The 18,232-nt window shown below is 64.9% G+C and carries 17 protein-coding genes; 9 read left to right on the top strand and 8 right to left on the bottom strand.

Annotation, left to right across the window (positions count from 1 at the left end; all coding sequences use genetic code 11):
- Nucleotides 1–155 precede the first annotated feature (155 nt).
- The 5 genes from VSR82_RS19015 to VSR82_RS19035 all read left to right on the top strand — a co-directional run bounded on the left by VSR82_RS19015 (nt 156) and on the right by VSR82_RS19035 (nt 4,701).
- Nucleotides 156–482, top strand: a complete 327-nt coding sequence (locus VSR82_RS19015; protein ID WP_368584588.1) for a hypothetical protein — start codon at nt 156–158, stop codon at nt 480–482.
- Between the two features lie 158 nt (nt 483–640).
- Nucleotides 641–1,945, top strand: coding sequence for a DNA (cytosine-5-)-methyltransferase (dcm, locus tag VSR82_RS19020; RefSeq protein WP_429460523.1), 1,305 nt, complete (start codon nt 641–643; stop codon nt 1,943–1,945).
- Between the two features lie 30 nt (nt 1,946–1,975).
- A complete protein-coding gene (locus VSR82_RS19025; protein ID WP_429460525.1) occupies nt 1,976–2,422 on the top strand; it encodes a very short patch repair endonuclease in 447 nt (148 codons plus the stop codon).
- Nucleotides 2,423–2,660: 238 nt separating this feature from the next.
- The gene (locus tag VSR82_RS19030; protein ID WP_013088806.1) at nt 2,661–3,164 is read left to right on the top strand and encodes a YbhB/YbcL family Raf kinase inhibitor-like protein; all 504 of its coding nucleotides are present in this window, start codon (nt 2,661–2,663) and stop codon (nt 3,162–3,164) included.
- 118 nt (nt 3,165–3,282) lie between these two features.
- Nucleotides 3,283–4,701: an MFS transporter gene (locus tag VSR82_RS19035; RefSeq protein ID WP_429460527.1), complete on the top strand. Its 1,419-nt coding sequence runs from the start codon at nt 3,283–3,285 to the stop codon at nt 4,699–4,701.
- A gap of 179 nt (nt 4,702–4,880) precedes the next feature.
- On the opposite strand, the gene otsA is transcribed toward VSR82_RS19035, so the two are convergent.
- From otsA to VSR82_RS19065, 6 genes are all read right to left on the bottom strand, one after another.
- Complete coding sequence (gene otsA, locus VSR82_RS19040) at nt 4,881–6,308, bottom strand: alpha,alpha-trehalose-phosphate synthase (UDP-forming) (protein ID WP_368584584.1); 1,428 nt, start codon at nt 6,306–6,308, stop codon at nt 4,881–4,883.
- A 231-nt stretch (nt 6,309–6,539) separates the two neighbouring features.
- Nucleotides 6,540–6,752, bottom strand: coding sequence for a hypothetical protein (locus VSR82_RS19045; RefSeq protein WP_013088803.1), 213 nt, complete (start codon nt 6,750–6,752; stop codon nt 6,540–6,542).
- 191 nt (nt 6,753–6,943) lie between these two features.
- Nucleotides 6,944–7,180, bottom strand: coding sequence for a hypothetical protein (locus tag VSR82_RS19050; protein ID WP_429461926.1), 237 nt, complete (start codon nt 7,178–7,180; stop codon nt 6,944–6,946).
- 129 nt (nt 7,181–7,309) lie between these two features.
- Complete coding sequence (locus VSR82_RS19055; protein ID WP_368584583.1) at nt 7,310–8,710, bottom strand: sigma-54-dependent transcriptional regulator; 1,401 nt, start codon at nt 8,708–8,710, stop codon at nt 7,310–7,312.
- 287 nt (nt 8,711–8,997) lie between these two features.
- On the bottom strand, nt 8,998–9,249 hold the full coding sequence (locus VSR82_RS19060; RefSeq protein WP_368584606.1) for a hypothetical protein: 252 nt from the start codon (nt 9,247–9,249) through the stop codon (nt 8,998–9,000).
- A 98-nt stretch (nt 9,250–9,347) separates the two neighbouring features.
- Nucleotides 9,348–9,665 carry an ElaB/YgaM/YqjD family protein gene (locus tag VSR82_RS19065; protein ID WP_368584582.1) on the bottom strand — a complete coding sequence of 106 codons (318 nt, stop codon included), beginning with the start codon at nt 9,663–9,665 and terminating at the stop codon, nt 9,348–9,350.
- Between the two features lie 408 nt (nt 9,666–10,073).
- On the opposite strand from VSR82_RS19065, the gene VSR82_RS19070 reads away from it, so the two are divergent.
- The 3 genes from VSR82_RS19070 (at nt 10,074) to VSR82_RS19080 (ending at nt 12,492) form a co-directional block, all read left to right on the top strand.
- The gene (locus VSR82_RS19070) at nt 10,074–11,132 is read left to right on the top strand and encodes a sigma-54 interaction domain-containing protein (protein ID WP_368584581.1); all 1,059 of its coding nucleotides are present in this window, start codon (nt 10,074–10,076) and stop codon (nt 11,130–11,132) included.
- 248 nt (nt 11,133–11,380) lie between these two features.
- Nucleotides 11,381–11,959, top strand: a complete 579-nt coding sequence (locus tag VSR82_RS19075; RefSeq protein ID WP_429460531.1) for a hypothetical protein — start codon at nt 11,381–11,383, stop codon at nt 11,957–11,959.
- A complete protein-coding gene (locus VSR82_RS19080) occupies nt 11,956–12,492 on the top strand; it encodes a hypothetical protein (protein ID WP_368584579.1) in 537 nt (178 codons plus the stop codon). The genes VSR82_RS19075 and VSR82_RS19080 overlap by 4 nt, the downstream gene beginning before the upstream one ends.
- Nucleotides 12,493–12,559: 67 nt before the next feature.
- Here VSR82_RS19080 and VSR82_RS19085 read toward each other — a convergent pair whose 3' ends face one another.
- Nucleotides 12,560–13,906 carry an ABC transporter ATP-binding protein gene (locus VSR82_RS19085; RefSeq protein ID WP_176109243.1) on the bottom strand — a complete coding sequence of 449 codons (1,347 nt, stop codon included), beginning with the start codon at nt 13,904–13,906 and terminating at the stop codon, nt 12,560–12,562.
- Between the two features lie 19 nt (nt 13,907–13,925).
- Nucleotides 13,926–15,677: an ABC transporter permease gene (locus tag VSR82_RS19090; protein ID WP_410849725.1), complete on the bottom strand. Its 1,752-nt coding sequence runs from the start codon at nt 15,675–15,677 to the stop codon at nt 13,926–13,928.
- A gap of 781 nt (nt 15,678–16,458) precedes the next feature.
- Between VSR82_RS19090 and VSR82_RS19095 the strand changes: the two genes are divergently transcribed.
- Nucleotides 16,459–18,150: a sensor domain-containing diguanylate cyclase gene (locus tag VSR82_RS19095; protein WP_429460534.1), complete on the top strand. Its 1,692-nt coding sequence runs from the start codon at nt 16,459–16,461 to the stop codon at nt 18,148–18,150.
- Nucleotides 18,151–18,232: the final 82 nt, after the last annotated feature.

Consider the following 18,232-nt stretch of genomic DNA (forward strand, 5'->3'; position numbering starts at 1 on the left):
CGGTATGTGGGATTTAGCAACGGCTGTTCCCGGGGGCCGTGCCGCGCGCGGCACGGCGCCATCGTCGAATGCCGATGGGCGATCGGGCAAGTTTTTTATCAAATTAGGCCTAAAGTCTCGCCGCGCACCGCCGTAAATGCGTTCAGGGAGGAGTCATGGACCATACGGACACTACGATTTCGGGATCATCGCAAGCTGCGTTGATCGACCACGATATCGCGCACATCGCACGCGTGATGCACGTATCGCTGCGTGGCGATTTCGGCGGTCCGATCCTGCCCGCCACCTATTGGCGCAAACGGCTGACCGCGCTGGTCGACAGCGGCCAGCTATCTCCCGCCCAATTGGATAAAGTCGACAGCCTGCTGCTGCAGCTCGATCGGCTCGCCTCGACGCCGCTGCCCGAATGGGAACGCTTCGCGCCCGCTCCGACCTCGCGATTCGAACCGGCTCAGCCGGCGAAGAAGGCGAAGTCGGCCTGATCTCGCCAGCCCACACACTGCCTCACCGCTCCTACGCCGCCGACAATCACAGCAACGCGACATATCGCGAAAAAATCCTGATCAATCCGCGCTAAAAATAGGGAAAGGGGACGACCTTAGGTCATAATGTCCGCAAAAATTCCCAGCCAGGACGCCACGTGACCCTCGTCGCCCCATTCGACCTGCTCAAGCAGGCGCGCGCCCGTTTCACCCAACGCGAAATCGCAGCCCATGTCGGCAAGGACATCAAGACGGTGCGTCGCTGGGAAAAAGGTGAAACGCGTTGTCCCGCGATGCTCGAACCCGCGTTGCGCGATCTGCTGCGGCAAGGCGCGCGTGAGGCGCAACAGGCGGGCGACACGGCGCGCTTCCGCTTCATCGATCTGTTCGCGGGTATCGGCGGCATTCGGATGGGCTTCGAGGCGCACGGCGGCGAATGCGTGTTCACCAGCGAGTGGAACGAATTCTCGACGCGGACTTATCGCGAGAACTACGGTCAGAACTACGGCGACAGCGCCGCGAGCGGCAGCGCGCACGCGCTGATCGGCGACATCGTCACGTTTCCCGCCGAGGACGTGCCGAGCCACGACGTGCTGCTCGGCGGCTTTCCGTGCCAGCCGTTTTCGATCGCCGGCGTCAGCAAGAAAAACGCGCTTGGCCGGCCGCACGGTTTCGAATGCACGACCCAAGGCACGCTGTTTTTCGACGTCGCGCGGATCATCGCCGCGAAGCGCCCCGCCGCATTCCTGCTCGAAAACGTGAAAAATCTGCTGTCGCACGACAAGGGCCGCACCTTCGACGTGATCCTGCAAACGCTGCGCGACGAGCTCGGCTACGAAGTGCACTACCGCGTGATCGATGGCCAGCATTTCACGCCGCAGCATCGCGAGCGCATCATCATCGTCGGCTTTCGCGGCAAGACCGCGTTCACGTGGGACGATCTGCGGCTGCCCGACGAGGGTCCGCGGCTCGGCGCGATCCTGCATCGCACGGACGGCACGGAACCCGTGCTGCCGTGGGACCACGACCGCTTCTTCGATCACGCCGCGCGCCGCGTGCAGCCGAAGTACACGCTCACCCCGAAGCTGTGGGCGTATCTGCAGAACTACGCGGCCAAGCATCGCGCGGCGGGCAACGGCTTCGGTTTCGGCATGGCGTATCCGGAGAGCGTGACGCGCACGCTGTCCGCGCGTTATCACAAGGACGGCTCCGAAATACTCGTCTATCAGGGCGAGGCGCTGCGCCCGCGTCGTCTGACGCCGCGCGAATGCGCGCGGCTGATGGGCTTTCCCGACACCTTCAGGATTCCGGTCAGCGATACGCAGGCCTACCGGCAGTTCGGCAACAGCGTCGTGATGCCGGTGATGCGCGAAGTGGCGCGTATCATGCTGCCGCATGTGCAGACCCTGCTCGCCCACCCGACCCGCGATGCGTCGAAACACTCCCTGCCGCTCTACGCCTGAGCGGCCGCGCGACCCGTTGGCCCTCTGACGATGGTCGATATCGTCGATAGCGCGACGCGCAGCCGGATGATGTCCGGCATTCGCGGCCGCAACACCAAGCCGGAGGTGCTGATCCGCAGCCTGCTGCATCGGCGGGGTCTGCGCTTCAGGCTCGACGCGCGCGATCTGCCCGGCCGCCCCGACGTCGTGCTGCCGCGTTATCGCGCCGTGGTGCTCGTGCATGGCTGCTTCTGGCATGGCCACGACTGTCATCTGTTCAAATGGCCGCAGACGCGGCCCGACTTCTGGCGCGACAAGATCGGCCGCAATCGCAGCAACGACGACAAGGTGCGCGCCGCGTTGCTGGCGAGCGGCTGGCGCGTCGCGGTTGTGTGGGAATGCGCTTTGCGGGGTGCGAATCGCGATATCGCGGGTGTGATCGAGCGGCTCGTCGCGTGGATTAGAAGCGACGCGCCGGAGTTCGAGGAACGCGGCTGAAACCACACGCGGGCTGCCTTGTGCGCGAGTCTCCGGCCGCTGGTGCTACACTCGAAAAGCTCACCCGGCATGCTTTCGAGATACCTTCGAGGCACGCTTCGGCGGCGTTTTCCGGGTGCTTTCTTGGCGCTTTCACGGCACGTCCTCACGCGCTCCGGCATGCCCGCGAGATGCGCCTCGCCGCCGGGACATCGCGCACTCCGACGATCCCAGAAGCAATCAACAAGGGAGGCACATCATGGCTGACTTCCGTCTCTGGTCCGACGACTTTCCCAACAACGGCTTCATGCCGAGAGACCACGAGTACAACGACAAGGCGTTCGGCGGCGACGGCGAAAACATCTCGCCGTCACTGCAATGGGAAGCGCCACCCGCGGACACGCAAAGCTTCGCGCTCACCGTTCACGATCCCGACGCGCCGACCGGCAGCGGCTTCTGGCATTGGGTCGTCGTCAACATCCCGGCCGACGCGCGCTCGCTGCCGCGCAACGCCGGCAAGGCCGACGGCTCGCTGCTGCCGCAGGGCGCGATACAGTTGCGCAACGACTATGGGACAGTCGGCTTCGGCGGCGCCGCGCCGCCGCGCGGCGATCGCACGCATCGGTTTATTTTCCGGCTGCATGCGCTGAAGGTGCCGCATCTGCCGGTCAGCGCGGAGACCACCAACGCGGTCGCGCGCTTCATGACGCATCTGAACGAAATCGACTCGACGACCCACACCGGCCTTTACGAACTCAAATGACGCGAGCGCGGCGCCGGCGTGCTGGTAACGCCACCGCCGCGACGACCGGTATGCCCAGAGCGGCCAGCGCGTGAGCCGCGCACAGGCGCGGCAACATCTCCGACAAATCGAACAATCGATGCACGCACCCTCCCCGCGCACGGATGGCCCGACGTCCTCCACTCCCCGCTTCGAAGGCAAGGAACTGGGCCTGCCGGTTCCACAACGCTACTGGGCGATGCTCGTCATCGCGCTGTCGCTGACGCTCGCGGTGCTCGATAGCGCAATCGCCAACGTCGCGCTGCCGACGATCGCGCGCAATCTCAACGCGAGCGCCGCTGCGTCGATCTGGGTCGTCAACGCGTATCAGCTCGCGATCACGATCTCGCTGCTGCCAATGGCGTCGCTCGGCGACCGCATCGGCTATCGGCGCATTTATCTATCCGGTCTGATCCTGTTCACGGTCGCGTCGCTCGGCTGCTCGCTGTCGAACTCGCTCGCGACGCTCGCGCTCGCGCGCGTGGTCCAAGGCTTCGGCGCGGCCGGCATCATGAGCGTGAACACCGCGATCGTCCGCATGATCTATCCGCCGGCGCAGCTCGGGCGCGGCGTCTCCATCAATGCGATCGTGGTGGCGGTGTCGTCGGCGGTCGGACCGACGGTCGCATCTGGCGTGCTCGCGATCGCGACGTGGCCGTGGCTGTTTGCGATCAACGTGCCGATCGGGATCGCGGCGATCGTCGGCGGCTTCAAGGCGCTGCCGATGAACCCCGGCCACGAATCACCGTATGACTATCTGAGCGCGGTGATGAACGCGATCGTGTTCGGCCTGCTGATTTTCGCGGTCGATGGCCTCGGCCACGGCCAGCGCTTCGGCTACGTGACGCTCGAAGCACTCGGTGCTCTGGTGGTCGGCTACTTCTTCGTGCGCCGGCAACTGACGCGGCCCGCGCCGCTGCTGCCGATCGACCTGCTGCGTATTCCGGTGTTCGCGCTGTCGATCGGGACGTCGGTCTGCTCGTTCTGCGCGCAGATGCTCGCGTTCGTGTCGCTACCGTTCCTGCTGCAGGAAACGCTCGGTATGTCGCAGGTCGAAACCGGTCTTTTGATGACGCCGTGGCCCGCGATCATCATCATCGCGGCGCCGATTGCAGGGGTCCTGTCGGACAGGATATCGTCCGGCTGGCTCGGCGGCGTCGGGCTCGCCGCGATGACGGTCGGCCTGCTGCTGCTCGCGACGCTCGGCCCTCATCCCGACGCACTGCAGATTTCGTGGCGCATGGCGCTGTGCGGCGCGGGCTTCGGCATCTTCCAGTCGCCGAACAATCGGACGATGCTGTCGTCCGCGCCGCGCGAACGCAGCGGCGGCGCGAGCGGCATGCTCGGCACCGCGCGCCTGACCGGGCAAACGCTCGGCGCGGCGCTGGTCGCGCTGATCTTCGGCGTCGCGCCGCAAAGCGGGACGGTCATCGCGCTGTATGTGGCCGCGGGGTTCTCGGCGGTCGCGGCGGTCGTCAGCACGATGCGGGTCATGCAGAAGGCGACGCAGCCGGCTTGAGGGTTGTGGCCGCGTTGCGGCTGGGTTTGTGGCCGCTCGACGCGCAACGCACCCACGAAAAAGGGCGCGCATCGCACGACGCGATGCACGCCCTTTTTGCTTCGATCTTCGTTGTCACTTCATTCACGACGTGACCGGCCCCCGCGTCGCCCGCCCACGCGCGGGCCGCGACTGTCCGCTCAGGAGGATGCCGTCACGTCAGCGAGCTTTACCGCTTTGGCCGTCACCGAAGAAGCGGTCGCGACGTGGCGCAGATCGTCCAGGAAGGTATCGCGCCAAACCGACAGATTGTTCTCGCGCATCGGCTCCATCATGTCCGCATGACGCGCCTGACGCTCGGCGAGCGGCATCGACAGCGCGCGTTCGAGCGCTTCGGCCATCTGCGACAGATCGAACGGATTCACGACGAGCGCGCCCGGCAGCTGCTCGGCCGCGCCCGCGAATTGCGATAGCACGAGCACGCCCGGATCGGCCGGGTCCTGCGACGCGACGTACTCCTTGGCCACCAGGTTCATGCCGTCGCGCAGCGGCGTTACATAGCCGACCTGCGACTGGCGGAATAGCGCCATCAGCAGATTGCGCTCGTACTTGCGGTTCAGGTACTGGATCGGCGTCCAGTCGAGTTGCGCGAACCGGCCGTTGATGCGGCCCGCTTCGCCTTCGAGCGTCTGCCGGATGCGCTGATAAGTCTGCACGTCCGCGCGGGTCGGCGGCGCAATCTGCACGAGCGACACGCGGCCGTGCCAGCCCGGCGCGTTCTGCAACAGCCGCTCGAATGCCTGGAAGCGCTCGACCAGCCCCTTCGAATAATCGAGCCGGTCGACGCTCATGATCAGCTTGCGCCCGCGCATGCCGTCACGCAGGCTGCGCACCGCCTTGCGGTCGGTGAACTGCTCGGCGGCCTTCGCGATCGCATCCGGATAGATGCCGATCGGGTACGCGCCGACCTTCAGGAAGCGGTTGTACGCGTGCACCATGCCGTCTTCGCTCGACGTGCCGTGGTGACCGCGCTCGATATAGTCGACGAACGACTGGCGATCCGCCTCGGTTTGAAAACCGATCACGTCGTAGCTGCACATCGCCTTGACGAGCTCTTCGTGCGGCGGAATCGTGCGCAGTACCTCGGGCACCGGAAACGGAATGTGCAGGAAGAAGCCGATCGGGTTCTTCACGCCGAGATCGCGCAGGCAACGCGCGAACGGCAGCAGATGGTAGTCGTGCACCCAGATGATGTCGCTGGGCTTGAGCAGTTCCTTCAACTGCTTCGCGAGCGTCGCGTTGACGCGCTGGTAGCCCGCGTAGTCCTCGCGGTTGTAGCGGGACAGGTCGTTGCGATAGTGGAAGGTCGGCCACAACGTGGTGTTCGAAAAACCGCGGTAGTACTCGTCGTAATCGCGCTTGGTGAGGCCCACCGTCGCGTAGGTGACGTTGCCCTGCTTCTCGATCACGGGCGCGGATGGCTCGCTGACCGTTTCGCCGCTCCAGCCGAACCAGACGCCGCCGGTTTCCTTCAGTGCGTCCAGCACGCCGATCGCGAGCCCGCCCGCTGCCGGACGCGCTTCCTGAATCGGTGCGACACGATTCGATACCACGATCAATCTGCTCATTAGTGCTCCATTGTTTCGTTGTATGCGGAATTGCGCCAAAACGGTGCATGCAAGCAACGTGCCGATATTTGAGATATCGGAAATAAAGTTGTATGGAAATGTGACAAACGAGCTAATCCCCGCAATCATCACTTATTGCGAAGAAAATTTTTCTGTTAAATCTGACCAAAGCGGAGGTCTTCTTACCGGCGTCATAGTCGCCGGAACACTCCGCCCGGGTACTGCGCTGCGTCAGGCGTCCTGTTCCGAGCCGAGATCGCGCTGGTATTCGAGGCCTTCCTGACGCACCCCGCCCTGGTTGTGCTCGCCGTCCGGCGGCGTATGCGGGGCGATCCGGTTCTGCGCGGCCGGGTCCGGCGACTCCGCCGGTTCAGTCTTGACATCGGCCGGCCGTGGTCCGCGCTTGGAGTGCCGGGCGGAACGTCGCAATGCGGGGTGTCTCATGATCGTGCCTCCGGGGGAAGCCTGCCGCTTGTTGCGGCATCCCTACAGTCTAGGGGGCGAAACCGTAAATTGCCGGTAAAACATGCGCCGGCTTTGTAACAAGTACAGCAATGCACTGCAGCGGACCAAGGTCCGCTGCAGTGCGGGGGCGGTTGGATCGAGCGCGCGATAGTACGTCATCGAGGGCCGTATCAGCGTTCCGGTGGTCGCGACCATTGGACGGCGGCCTGAGGCGTTTGTGTCGGCTGCGGCGGCGGATCGCCGATCGGCGGCGTGACCGGTTCCACGGGCTCGATCGGCTCGGGTGTCGGGCCGGGAATCGTGTCGGGTTCGGCCGGGTTCGGCGGCGTGGCGGGAGGCTCGACCGGTTCGGGCCGGTGAGCGCGCAACGGCCCGGACGGCGGGGAAACGGCAGCGGAATGCGGCAGGTGCGGCATGTCGGTGACCTCGTTTTGCGTTCCACTGGAGCGCAGCAAGGCCTGTGCCGTTCGAATGCCCGCCCAGAAGCCCGGGCGGGCGATCGCTGATGATGCAGATGACGCGCGAACGAGCGCGAATCAGGCGTCCGCGTCGCCGAGCGCGCGTGATTCGTCGGTGGGATCGCCGTCGTCGCGCGCATCGTTGCCGTACTCGACGAGCCGGTTGTACAGCGTCTTCAGGCTGATGCCGAGAATTTCCGCGGCGCGCGTCTTCACGCCGCCGCATTGCTCGAGCGTCGCCAGGATCAGCTGACGGTCGGCCTCCGCGAGCGAGGTGCCGAACGGGATCGTGATCGCGGTGCCGGTCGCGGGCTTCGATAGCGTGATCTGCAACGGCACGGTCGCCGTGGTATCCGAATCCGCGCTCGACATGATGTGCGCACGCTGCACGTAGTTTTTCAGCTCGCGCACATTGCCCGGCCACGGATACGACAGCAGCATCTCCTTCACCGCGACCGGGAAATGCTTCTTCGTGCCGTGACGCTCGTTGAGCTCATCGAGGAACGATTGCGCGAGCAGTTCGACGTCCTTGCCGCGATCGCGCAGCGGCGGCAGGCTGATCGGAAACACGTTCAGCCGGTGGTAAAGGTCCAGCCGCAGCTTGCCTTCGAGCACCGCCTGCTCCGGATCGCGATTGGTGGCCGCAATCAGGCGCACATCGGTTTCGATTTCCTTGGTCGTGCCGACACGCATGAACATGCCGGTCTCGAGCACGCGCAGCAGCTTCACCTGCAACTCGATCGGCATCTCGGTGATTTCGTCGAGGAACAGCGTGCCGCCGTTCGCGCGCTCGAAATAGCCCTTGTGCTGCCGGTCAGCGCCGGTGAACGAACCGCGCTCGTGGCCGAACATTTCCGACTCGATCAAGTTCGGGGAAATCGCGCCGCAGTTGACCGCGAGGAACGCGTGCTTGCGGCGCAGGCTCAGCTCGTGCAGGGTCTGCGCGGCGACTTCCTTGCCGGTGCCCGATTCGCCGACCAGCATCACCGAGGCCGCCGTCGGCGCGACGCGGCTGATCTGGTCGTAGACCTCCTGCATCGCCGGCGAATTGCCGAGCATCAGACCAAAGCGGCCCATGCGGCGCAACTCGCCGCGCAGCGTGCCGATCTCGGCCTTCAGGTCGCCGGCGCGCGGCAGACGCGACAGGATCGCCTTCACCCGCTGCATGTTGATCGGTTTCACGAGGTAGTCGGCCGCGCCCATTTTCAGCGCGCTGACCGCCGACTCGACCGTTGCGTGACCGGTGATCACGATCACTTCGACGCCGGAGCGCGGATCGAGATCTTCGAACAGATCGACCCCGCTGCCGTCGGGCAGCTTCAGGTCGGTAAATACGACGTCCGGCATCTGCCGGATCAGTTGAATACGCGCTTCGCGCAGATCGCCCGCGGTGGCGGTGGTCAGCCCGTCTTCCCCAATGATGGCGGAAAGCGCCTCGCGGGTACTTGCGTCGTCATCGACAATCAGTACATGTGGCATCGCGTTTCGAAAGCCTGCAAGCGTGGGTCAGAAAATATGCGGAACATCCCCATGGGCATGCCGCTGGATCGGGTCGGCTGAATGACGCGGATTCGACGTGCGTCCCGCCCCGCCGACCATTTGATGAAAAAGCGCAACAATAAAGGCCAAATTCCGGCCGATTGCTGCGTGATTGTTGTCTATTTGCCTATTATACGGGTTTATCGAACTTCATTTAACAATCCTTCCAGGCGCCGACCGCCGATCTGGCTGCACCGCCGCCCACCCTGGGATTCGAGCGCAGCGCGTTAGCCACGCGGAAACGGCCATGCGCGGTGTTCGCCGTCAGCCTGCCCTGAACCGTTCGTACTCTGGGAGGCGGGCGCGAGCTCCGTCGACAAGGTTGCCGGCGCCGCTACCGCACCGCCCTCGTTTTCCCAGCGGCTGAGCTCTCGGGCCGGGGAAATCTGGCCCGTGCGTTTGTGCTGCACGTAGCGAACCGCCAGAAAGCCGCCGAGTGCCATCAATGCGCCAAAAAAACCAATCGTGGGTCGTGTCATCATGAACTCCTTGGATCGTGATGCGAATGAGTGCGGCTCGTGCCAGACGTCCCCCGCCATCCAGCGAGCCGATGCGAGCGTCGCTCGCCGCGCCGCCTCTAACGAGCAACCAGCACGCCGAGCAGAAATCCGGTGCCCGCCGCGAGCGCGAGCGAACGCCACGGGTTGTGGCGCACATAGTGCTCGGTGCTGACCGCCGCCTCGCGATAGCGTCGATGCACGTTGCGTTGCGCGTCGCCGAGCGTCGATTGCAGCGTTTCCACATGCGTGCCGAGCCGGTCGCGCAACGCATTGACGCCTTCGCCCGGCACGTTGGCGGCGAGCCGCAGCATTTCCTCCGAGTCCCTCAGCAGCACCCGAAGATCCTCGACGATCTTCTGTCCGCCGAGGGCAAGTTGTTGCGTGGTGTCAGTCATCGTTTACTCCTCGTCTGCTTCGGCGTTCGTGGCGTTGCCGCGGAATTGCCGCTTCAAGCGGTGCGATCGTTTGGGCTTAGCCGCGCGATGCGGGTTGACGGGTTGCCGCTTTGCGCTGGTCGGCAGCGCTGCGACGTAGCCGTCAAAAGCTCGCACGACTCGGTCAAACGGTCAATGATGCAATGCATGTGCCCGGTATATTTACCGCTTCAGCGCGCTGAAAAAGGCCAATTTCGAGCACTTTCGACCGATTGCGCGCACCGCTGCCGCCGCGGCTGCCAGTTCGATTGCGGGAAGCCGTGTCGAAGTGGTTAAATCGTCTTTTATGAGATAGTGGCTGTACGGTCTATCGCATTCAAGGCCTGCGCGCCGCATCACGAACTTCATTTGCACAGGACTCCCCTTTTTATGGCGTCAATCGATCTGGACTCGCCCACCGTGTCCGCCGGCGGCAATGCTTCGCCACAAGCGAAGCAGCGCGTCGGGGATGCCGTCGCGGGACTGAAATCGTACGGGCTGCTGTACGGCTCGTCGCCGGTGATGCTCGATCTGTACGAGCAGATCGAACGCGTCGCCGATACCGACGCGACCGCGCTGATCATCGGCGAATCCGGCACCGGCAAGGAGCTGATCGCCCGCACCATCCACGAGCGCAGCGGCCGCAAGGACGGCGCGTTCGTCGCCGTGAACTGCGGCGCGATTCCCGATGAGCTGATCGAAGCCGAGCTGTTCGGCCACGAAAAAGGCAGCTTCACCGGCGCGGTCCAAGGCCGCATCGGCTACTTCGAACATGCGAACGGCGGCACGCTGTTTCTCGACGAAATCACCGAAATGGCGCCGGTGCGCCAGGTCAAGCTGCTGCGCGCGCTCGAAACCGGCACGTTCTATCGGGTCGGCGGCAACGAGCTGATCAGCGGCAACGTGCGCGTGATCGCCGCGACCAATCGCGACCCGGCGGTGGCGGTCAAGGAAAACGGCTTGCGCGAGGATCTGATGTACCGGCTCGCGGTGTTTCCGCTGCGCGCGCCGCCGCTGCGCGAGCGCGAAAACGATCGCGAGTTGCTTGCGCAATACTTCCTCGCGCAATTGAATCAGCAGGAAACCACCAACAAGAGCTTCAGCAAACGCTCGATCGAAACGCTGCGTTCATGGTCGTGGCCGGGCAACGTGCGAGAGTTGAAGAACGCCGTGTATCGCGCGTTCATTCTCGCGGAGAAGACCGTCGAATTGCCGCATCCGCATCTTGCGTCGCGAGTCAAGAAAGCGGTCACGCAAGGCGACGCGATGAGCGTGTGGATCGGCACGCCGCTCGCCGACGCGCAGAAGCAGATCATTCTCGGCACCCTCAAGTACTGCGGCGGCGACAAGCGGCGCGCGGCCAAGGCGCTCGGCGTGAGCCTCAAAACGCTGTACAACCGGCTGAGCGCATACGGCGACGAAAGCGGCGAAGACGAAGCCGACTCATAGGCGCGCTGCAACGTAGGCCGTTCGCCCATGGCGGCGGCCGTTCCCAAATACCTGGCAGAGCCAGGCAAGCCTTCCCGCCCATGCAGCAGAAAACATCGCGGCGCACGATGTTTTGCAATTTCTTGCATTTTTTCGCTGCCAATTACAAAACGCATCCTGCACAATGCGGCAGCGTAATAAACGACGTGTCCTTCGTTTACACGCGCGACGCGTGAACGCAGGCACCTGTACGGGCAGGGACAGGAGAAATGCAAAAGAACATGGTGTGGGCCGACAACGCGAACTCCGTTGTCGCAGGCAAACGCCCCCACGTAGCAGCGCTGATCGCGCTGGCGCTGGCAATATCGTCGGCATTGAGCGGCTGCAGCTCGTTGTACTCGGAAGGCGCGGTCGCGGGCGCCGGTATCGCGGGTGCCGCGGTCGCGGGCAAGGTCACCAGCAATGCGGCGGTCGCGACCGGTATCGGTCTCGGCGCGGTCGCCGCCGCGCGCGCCGGCGTGCAGTATTCGGAGCGCGTGGTCCACACGAATACGCAGAACAGCATCGCGCAGGCGGCCGGTCCGCTCGAGATCGGGGCGGTCGCTCCCTGGAGCATCACCCACTCTTTCCCGATCGAAGACGACGAGCACGGCCGCGTGACCGTCAGCCGCCTGATCAGCACCGGCGCGCTCGACTGCAAGGAAATCGTTTTTTCCGTCGATCAGACCGCAACGCGCGACAAGCCCGCGAGCAGCGCGTTTTACATCGCATCGGTTTGCCGTGACGGTAAGGACTGGCGTTGGGCATCGGCCGAACCCGCCACCGAGCGCTGGGGTGCGCTGCAATGAAATTGCGTTCGCCTGGCGTTCCGTGGGGTGATCGGCTTCGGCTCGTCGCGGCCGGCGCGCTATGCGTCGGCGCGAGCCTGCTGGCGAGCGGCTGCGCGTCGATCGGCGCCGCGAGCGGCGCGGCGGCGGGTGTCGCTTCGGGCATCGTGACCAGCAATCCGGCCGTCGCGCTCGGCGTCGGCGTGGCGGTGCAGGCCGCCACCGACGAAGCGGTCGCGCGCTACATGCGCAGCATGCACAAAGACCAGCAGGATCTGATGGCGGCGCTGGTCGGCACGATGCCGGTCGGCGAAACGAAACCATGGTCGGTCAAGCACACGTTGCCGATCGAGAACGGTCACGGCCAGGTGCGCGTGACGCGCGCGGTTAACTCGGCGCTCGCGCTGTGCAAAGACTTCGTGTTCTCGGTGCAGGACGGCGACGGCCCGAACGCGCCCGAGAGGTGGTTCACGGCCAGCGCGTGCCAGCAGGACAAGGGCTGGAAGTGGGCGACGGCCGAGCCGGCGGTCCCACGCTGGGGCAACCTGCAATAAAAAAGCGGCGAGGTTTTCCTCGCCGCTTTTTTGTCTGAACCGCGATCGTTTCCGCGGCAACCCAGACTCAAGATTCCACGTCTTCCAGACTGAAGATTTCCGTCTGGTCGTTATACGAAAAGATCTCGCCGTAACGGCCCCAGTTGATCACCGCGTCGAGCGTCTCTTCCGCCGCGCTGTCCGACAGGAAGTCTTCCAGCTCCTGCTCGAAGCGCACGCGCGGCGCACGATGCCCCGGCCGCTCGTTCAACACCTTCTTGATCCGCGCCGCGAGCGGCACGTGCCGCAGCAGATGCTCGGCGAACATCATCTTCCGTTCCTGCGTACCGAACTCGGAGAACACGCGCGCCGGCGGCGTCAGGAAAATGTCGCCCTCGCGCACGTCGGCGAAACCGAGGTGCTGCAGCACTTCGGCGATCGGGAACAGATCGTCGACCTCGAGATGCAGAGACCGCGCGATTTCCGGCATGTCCGCGCGGCCGTGATACGGCGCGGCGGCGAGCGTCTCGATCAGACCGGCCATCAGGTTGGTCGACACGTGCGGCAGCCAGCTGCCGAGCTCGAGCCCCTTCTTGGTCTTTTCGTCGGTCTGGCGCGCGGTCATCTTCGCGTAGATCTCGTCGACGAGGCGGCGGAACGCCGGGTCGAGACGATTGCGCGGATGCTTGAACGGCACCTTGATCTCGGCGATCACGCGGCCCGGGTTCGACGACAGCACCAGAATGCGGTCGCACATGAACACCGCTTCCTCGATGTTGTGCGTGACGATCAGCACCGCCTTGATCGGCATGCGCCCTTGCGTCCACAGATCGAGCAGGTCGGTACGCAGCGTTTCCGCGGTCAACACGTCGAGTGCGGAGAACGGCTCGTCCATCAGCAACAGCGTCGGATCGACGACGAGCGCCCGCGCGAAGCCGACGCGCTGGCGCATGCCGCCCGACAGCTCGCGCGGATACGCGTTTTCGAAGCCGTCGAGACCGATCAGGTCGATCGCCGCGAGCGCGCGCGTGCGCCGCTCCGACGCGCCGACACCTTGCGCCTCGAGACCCGCTTCCACGTTCTGCAGCACGGTCAGCCACGGAAACAGCGCGAAGGTCTGGAACACCATCGCGACACCCTTCGCCGGGCCTTCGAGCGGCTTGCCCATGTACGTGACTTCGCCGTCGGTCGGCTCGATCAGGCCGGCGATGATACGCAACAGCGTCGACTTGCCCGAGCCCGAACGGCCGAGCAAACCGACGATCTCGCCTTCGCGCAGCGACAGATTCGCGTCGTCGAGGACGAGCAGTTCACCCTGAGTCTTGTTGAAGCCGCGGCACACGTCCTTGACGCGCAGGATTTCCTCGCCGAGGCGCGGGGGCTTCGGCGGCGTCTGGATCGGCGCGGCGGTCATAGCAGCTTTAGGATTTTGCATCGCGTTAAGCCTTCATTTCTCAATCTAGACGGAGCTTGCCTTCGGCGTAGGCGTACATCGGGCGCCACAGCAGACGGTTGAACAGGGTCACGAACAGGGACATCACGGCGATGCCCACGATGATCTTCGGATAGTCGCCGGCCGCGGTGGTCTGCGCGATATAGGCGCCGAGGCCATGCGCGGCAACCCTGGTATCGCCCCATTGCACGAACTCCGCGACGATGCTCGCGTTCCAAGCGCCTCCCGACGCGGTGATCGCGCCCGTCACGTAGTACGGAAAAATGCCCGGCAGCATCGCCTGACGCCACCACTGCCAGCCGCGGATGTGAAAATTCTTGGCCGCCTCGCGGTAGTCGTTCGGATACGAGCTTGCACCGGCAATCACGTTGAACAGGATATACCACTGCGTGCCGAGCACGATCAGCGGTGACAGCCAGATGTCCGGATTCAGGTGAAAGCGCACGATGACGATCACGAACACCGGGAACAGCAGGTTCGCCGGGAACGCCGCGAGGAACTGCGCGAGCGGCTGCACCTTCTCCGCGAGCGCCGGGCGCAGGCCGATCAGCACGCCGACCGGCACCCAGATCACGGACGCGATCGCGATCAGCACGACCACGCGCAGAAGCGTGATCAGGCCCAGCACGAGCACGTGGCCGATTTCGTCGAGCGTCACGCCGGTACGCACATACAGGAACACGCGGTACACCACGTACACCGTGGCGAGCAGCACGATCGTCGCCCAGATGATGTCACCGAGCTTCGAGTTCTTCTCCCGCTGCGGCATGTGAAAGCGCGGCGCGCTGAACGCGGGCAACTGGAAGCGCACGCGAGCCGCGCGCGCGAACATCCAGCCGAGCGGCACCAGCAGGCGGTGAATCAGCCGCGTGCGGCGGATCAGATCGAGCAGCCACGATTCCGGCGCATCGCCCGAACTCGTGAACTCCATGCGGAACTTGTCGGCCCACGCGACGAGCGGACGGAACAGCAGCTGGTCATACGCGAGGATCACGACCGTCATCGCGAGGATGACCCAGCCGATCGCGTGCAGGTTCTTGTCGCCGATCGCCTGCGCCAGGTAGGCGCCGATGCCCGGCAGCGTAATCGTGTTGTTGCCGACCGTGATCGCTTCGGAAGCGACCACGAAGAACCAGCCGCCCGACATCGACATCATCATGTTCCAGATCAGGCCCGGCATCGAGAACGGCACTTCGAGCTTCCAGAAGCGCTGCCACGAGGTCAGGTGAAAGCCGCGCGACACTTCATCGAGGTCGCGCGGCACCGTGCGCAGCGACTGGTAGAAGCTGAACGTCATGTTCCACGCCTGGCTCGTGAAGATCGCGAAGATCGCGGCGAGCTCGGCGCCGAGCACGCGGCCCGGGAACATCGCGAGGAAGAAGGTGACCGTAAACGAGATGTAGCCGAGCACCGGCACCGACTGCAGGATGTCGAGAATCGGCACCAGCACGAGGCCGGCGCGGCGGCTCTTGGCGGCCAGCGTGCCGTAGACCAGCGTGAAGATCAGCGAGGCGACCATCGCCGCGAGCATGCGCAGCGTGGTGCGCATCGCGTACTCGGGCAGGTTGGCCGGATCGAGCGAGATCGCCTGGGTCTTTAGCGTCGACATCGGCGCGAGCGTCTCGTGAAAGCCGATCGACGCCATCGCGATCAGGCAGATGATCAGCGGGAATGCGACGAAGTCCCAGCGGTTGGGCAACACCCGCCATGCCGACGCATTGGCGGTGCGCTTCAGGTTGAAGCTGAAATCCATCAGATGCCCTCCCTCTTGAAACAGGCATTCGAACGCTCGAAGGAGGCCGCGGCTGCTCCGCGGCGGTCTATGGGTCGGTCCGGAAAGCGGAAATCAGGCATGGCAAAACGCGCGTGCGTGGTAAATCGTTAGCGTTGGAGGCACATGGGCCGGCAATGGACAGCTACGTGGACGCGTCGCCCACGACCACAACCATCACGCCGAACTCCTGTCGCCGCGTGCGCCGCCCGAGGGCTGGCGGGCTTTCCTCGTTTTGGACGGCACGACACTACACCATCCTATGTTTCAGGCACAACCTTTCGCCGCAAATCGCGAGACGACGTCGCAAGGCCGTGGCGTAAGGCTTCAGCAAGCCCCGGCACGCGCCGCCGCGCCGCACTGTACCCTGCTCGCGCGTACGTCAGCGTGACAGGTCGCGGGACTGTCTCGTCGCGTGGTGCGCAAGCTACATCGGCGCGACACCGCGGCCGTCGCCGCTCATTCGCTCCATCCGTCCACACACCTATCAAGAATGCCGCGCGGATGCCGTTAAGAATCTGATCGGCGCGGCATATGCAGACAGCATCCCAGCAATAACGGTGGCAACGTGCTTCGCGACGGTTAAAATCGGGAAACGACGTACCTGTTTATCAGCGGTTCAATCCGGGCATGGCGGCGGCGCAACGCACGTCGCTCGTGACGGAACGAAACCGCAGCTGACGCAGATAACGACACAGCGTTGAGAGCGCGCTGCCCACCAACAAGCAAGTTGCATGTCACAGCCAGACGGATCAGAGGGTCGATGAACAGGACAACCTTGCGCCAGGTAGCCGGGCCGGTCAGTTTCGTGCTGATCGTCCTCGTCTGCTGGTTCGTGGCTGGCATGGTCGCGGACCGGATGGTACAGCAAGAGCTGGACGCGGCGTTGCACACGCAGCGGCAAATGTCCACGTCGATCGTCGACAACATGGCTGAAGTGATTGCCAGCGACCTCGCGATGTCCCGCGCCATCCCCGCAACCATGGCCGAAATGGACGTGGTCCAGCGTGCCCTCGTGCAATCGCAGAATTATGCCGTGAACGGCGAGGCGGCGGAACCCGCCGTGCGCGCCGCATTGCTGAAGGATCCGCAGATGGCCGCGGTCAGCCGATTCCTGCATGAAGCGCAAGGCTTCTCCGGGCTCGATCAGGTCTGGATCGTCAACGCGAACGGCATTTGCGTCGCCTCCAGCAATACGATGTCGAACCCCGAGGGCGCGCAGCAATCGTTCGTCGGCGTGGATATGCGCGCGCGCGGCTATCTGACGAGCGCACTGCTCGGCGCGTTCGCCGAAGCCTACGGCGTCGGTCGCGCGAGCGGCGAGCCGGGCATCTTCATCGCCGCGCCGGTGTACTCGGACGGGCTGCTGGTCGGCGCGGTGGTCGCGAAGGTCGGCATCGCGCGGTTGCGCCACTGGGTCGCGCACGCGGGCACCTTCGTCTCCGACGACAACGGCGTCATCATCATGGCGCACAACAGCGCGCTCGAAGGCCACGCATTGCCGAACTCCCGCGTCACGCAGATGAGCCCCGCCGAGCGGCGCATCATCTACCGCCGTGAGACATTCCCCGATATGCTGATCCGCGAAGACACGCAAGTGCGTGAGCAGGCGCCGTGGGTACCGGCCTCGGTCGCCGCGCAGCTATTCGGCATGATCGAGCAGCCGGCCCCGGCGCTCTATCAGAACCGCGGCGGCCTGAACTCCGGACTTTCCGCGCATCTGGTCGATCCGCTCGCCGCGTGGCCGGAGCTGCTGCGCAACCACAAACGCGACCATCTGCTGGTGTTCCTGACACTGTCCGGCACCGTCGCGCTCGCGTGGGTGATCACCGTGTCCTACGTGCGCGAGCGGCGCCACCACCGCGCGACCCGCGATCTCGCCGAGCAGTTGCAGTCGGCCAATACGCTGCTCTCCGCGGAGGCGCGGCACGATGCGTTGACCGGCGCGCTGTCGCGGCGCTATTTCCTCGACCTGCTGCGCCACGAGATCGATCGCGCGCACGCGGGCCGCGAGCCGCTGTGCATGGCGATCGCCGATCTCGACCACTTCAAGCAGATCAACGACCGCTTCGGGCACGCCGCCGGCGACCGCGCGCTCGAACATTTCGTCGATACGTGTCGCGCCGAGCTGCGCAGCTCCGACGCGATCGGCCGGCTCGGCGGCGAAGAGTTCGGCCTGCTGCTGCCGGCCACCGATCTGGCAGGCGGGCGCGAAGTCGTCGAGCGGCTGCGGCTGCGGCTGAAAGCGATACCCTCGCCGAAGCTGCCGGCCGCGGCGGGGCTGAGTGTGAGCATCGGCATCACCGAGCTGTCGCCCGACGATCTGCCCGAGCGCCTGATGAGCCGTGCCGATACCGCGCTGTACGCGGCGAAGACCGGCGGGCGCGACCGCACCGAAGCGCTGCCGCCCGACGATACCGCGCCGCCTGCGCGCACGGCGGTGAATGCATGGTGAATGCCTGACGCTCGCCGAAATACTCAGCGCGACGGTATCGCCCTCTCCGCATAGCCAACCCACGCCAAGCCCTGCCCGCGCG

It is taken from the genome of Burkholderia sp. JPY481 (assembly GCF_038900515.1).
In the GTDB taxonomy this organism is placed as follows: domain Bacteria; phylum Pseudomonadota; class Gammaproteobacteria; order Burkholderiales; family Burkholderiaceae; genus Paraburkholderia; species Paraburkholderia youngii.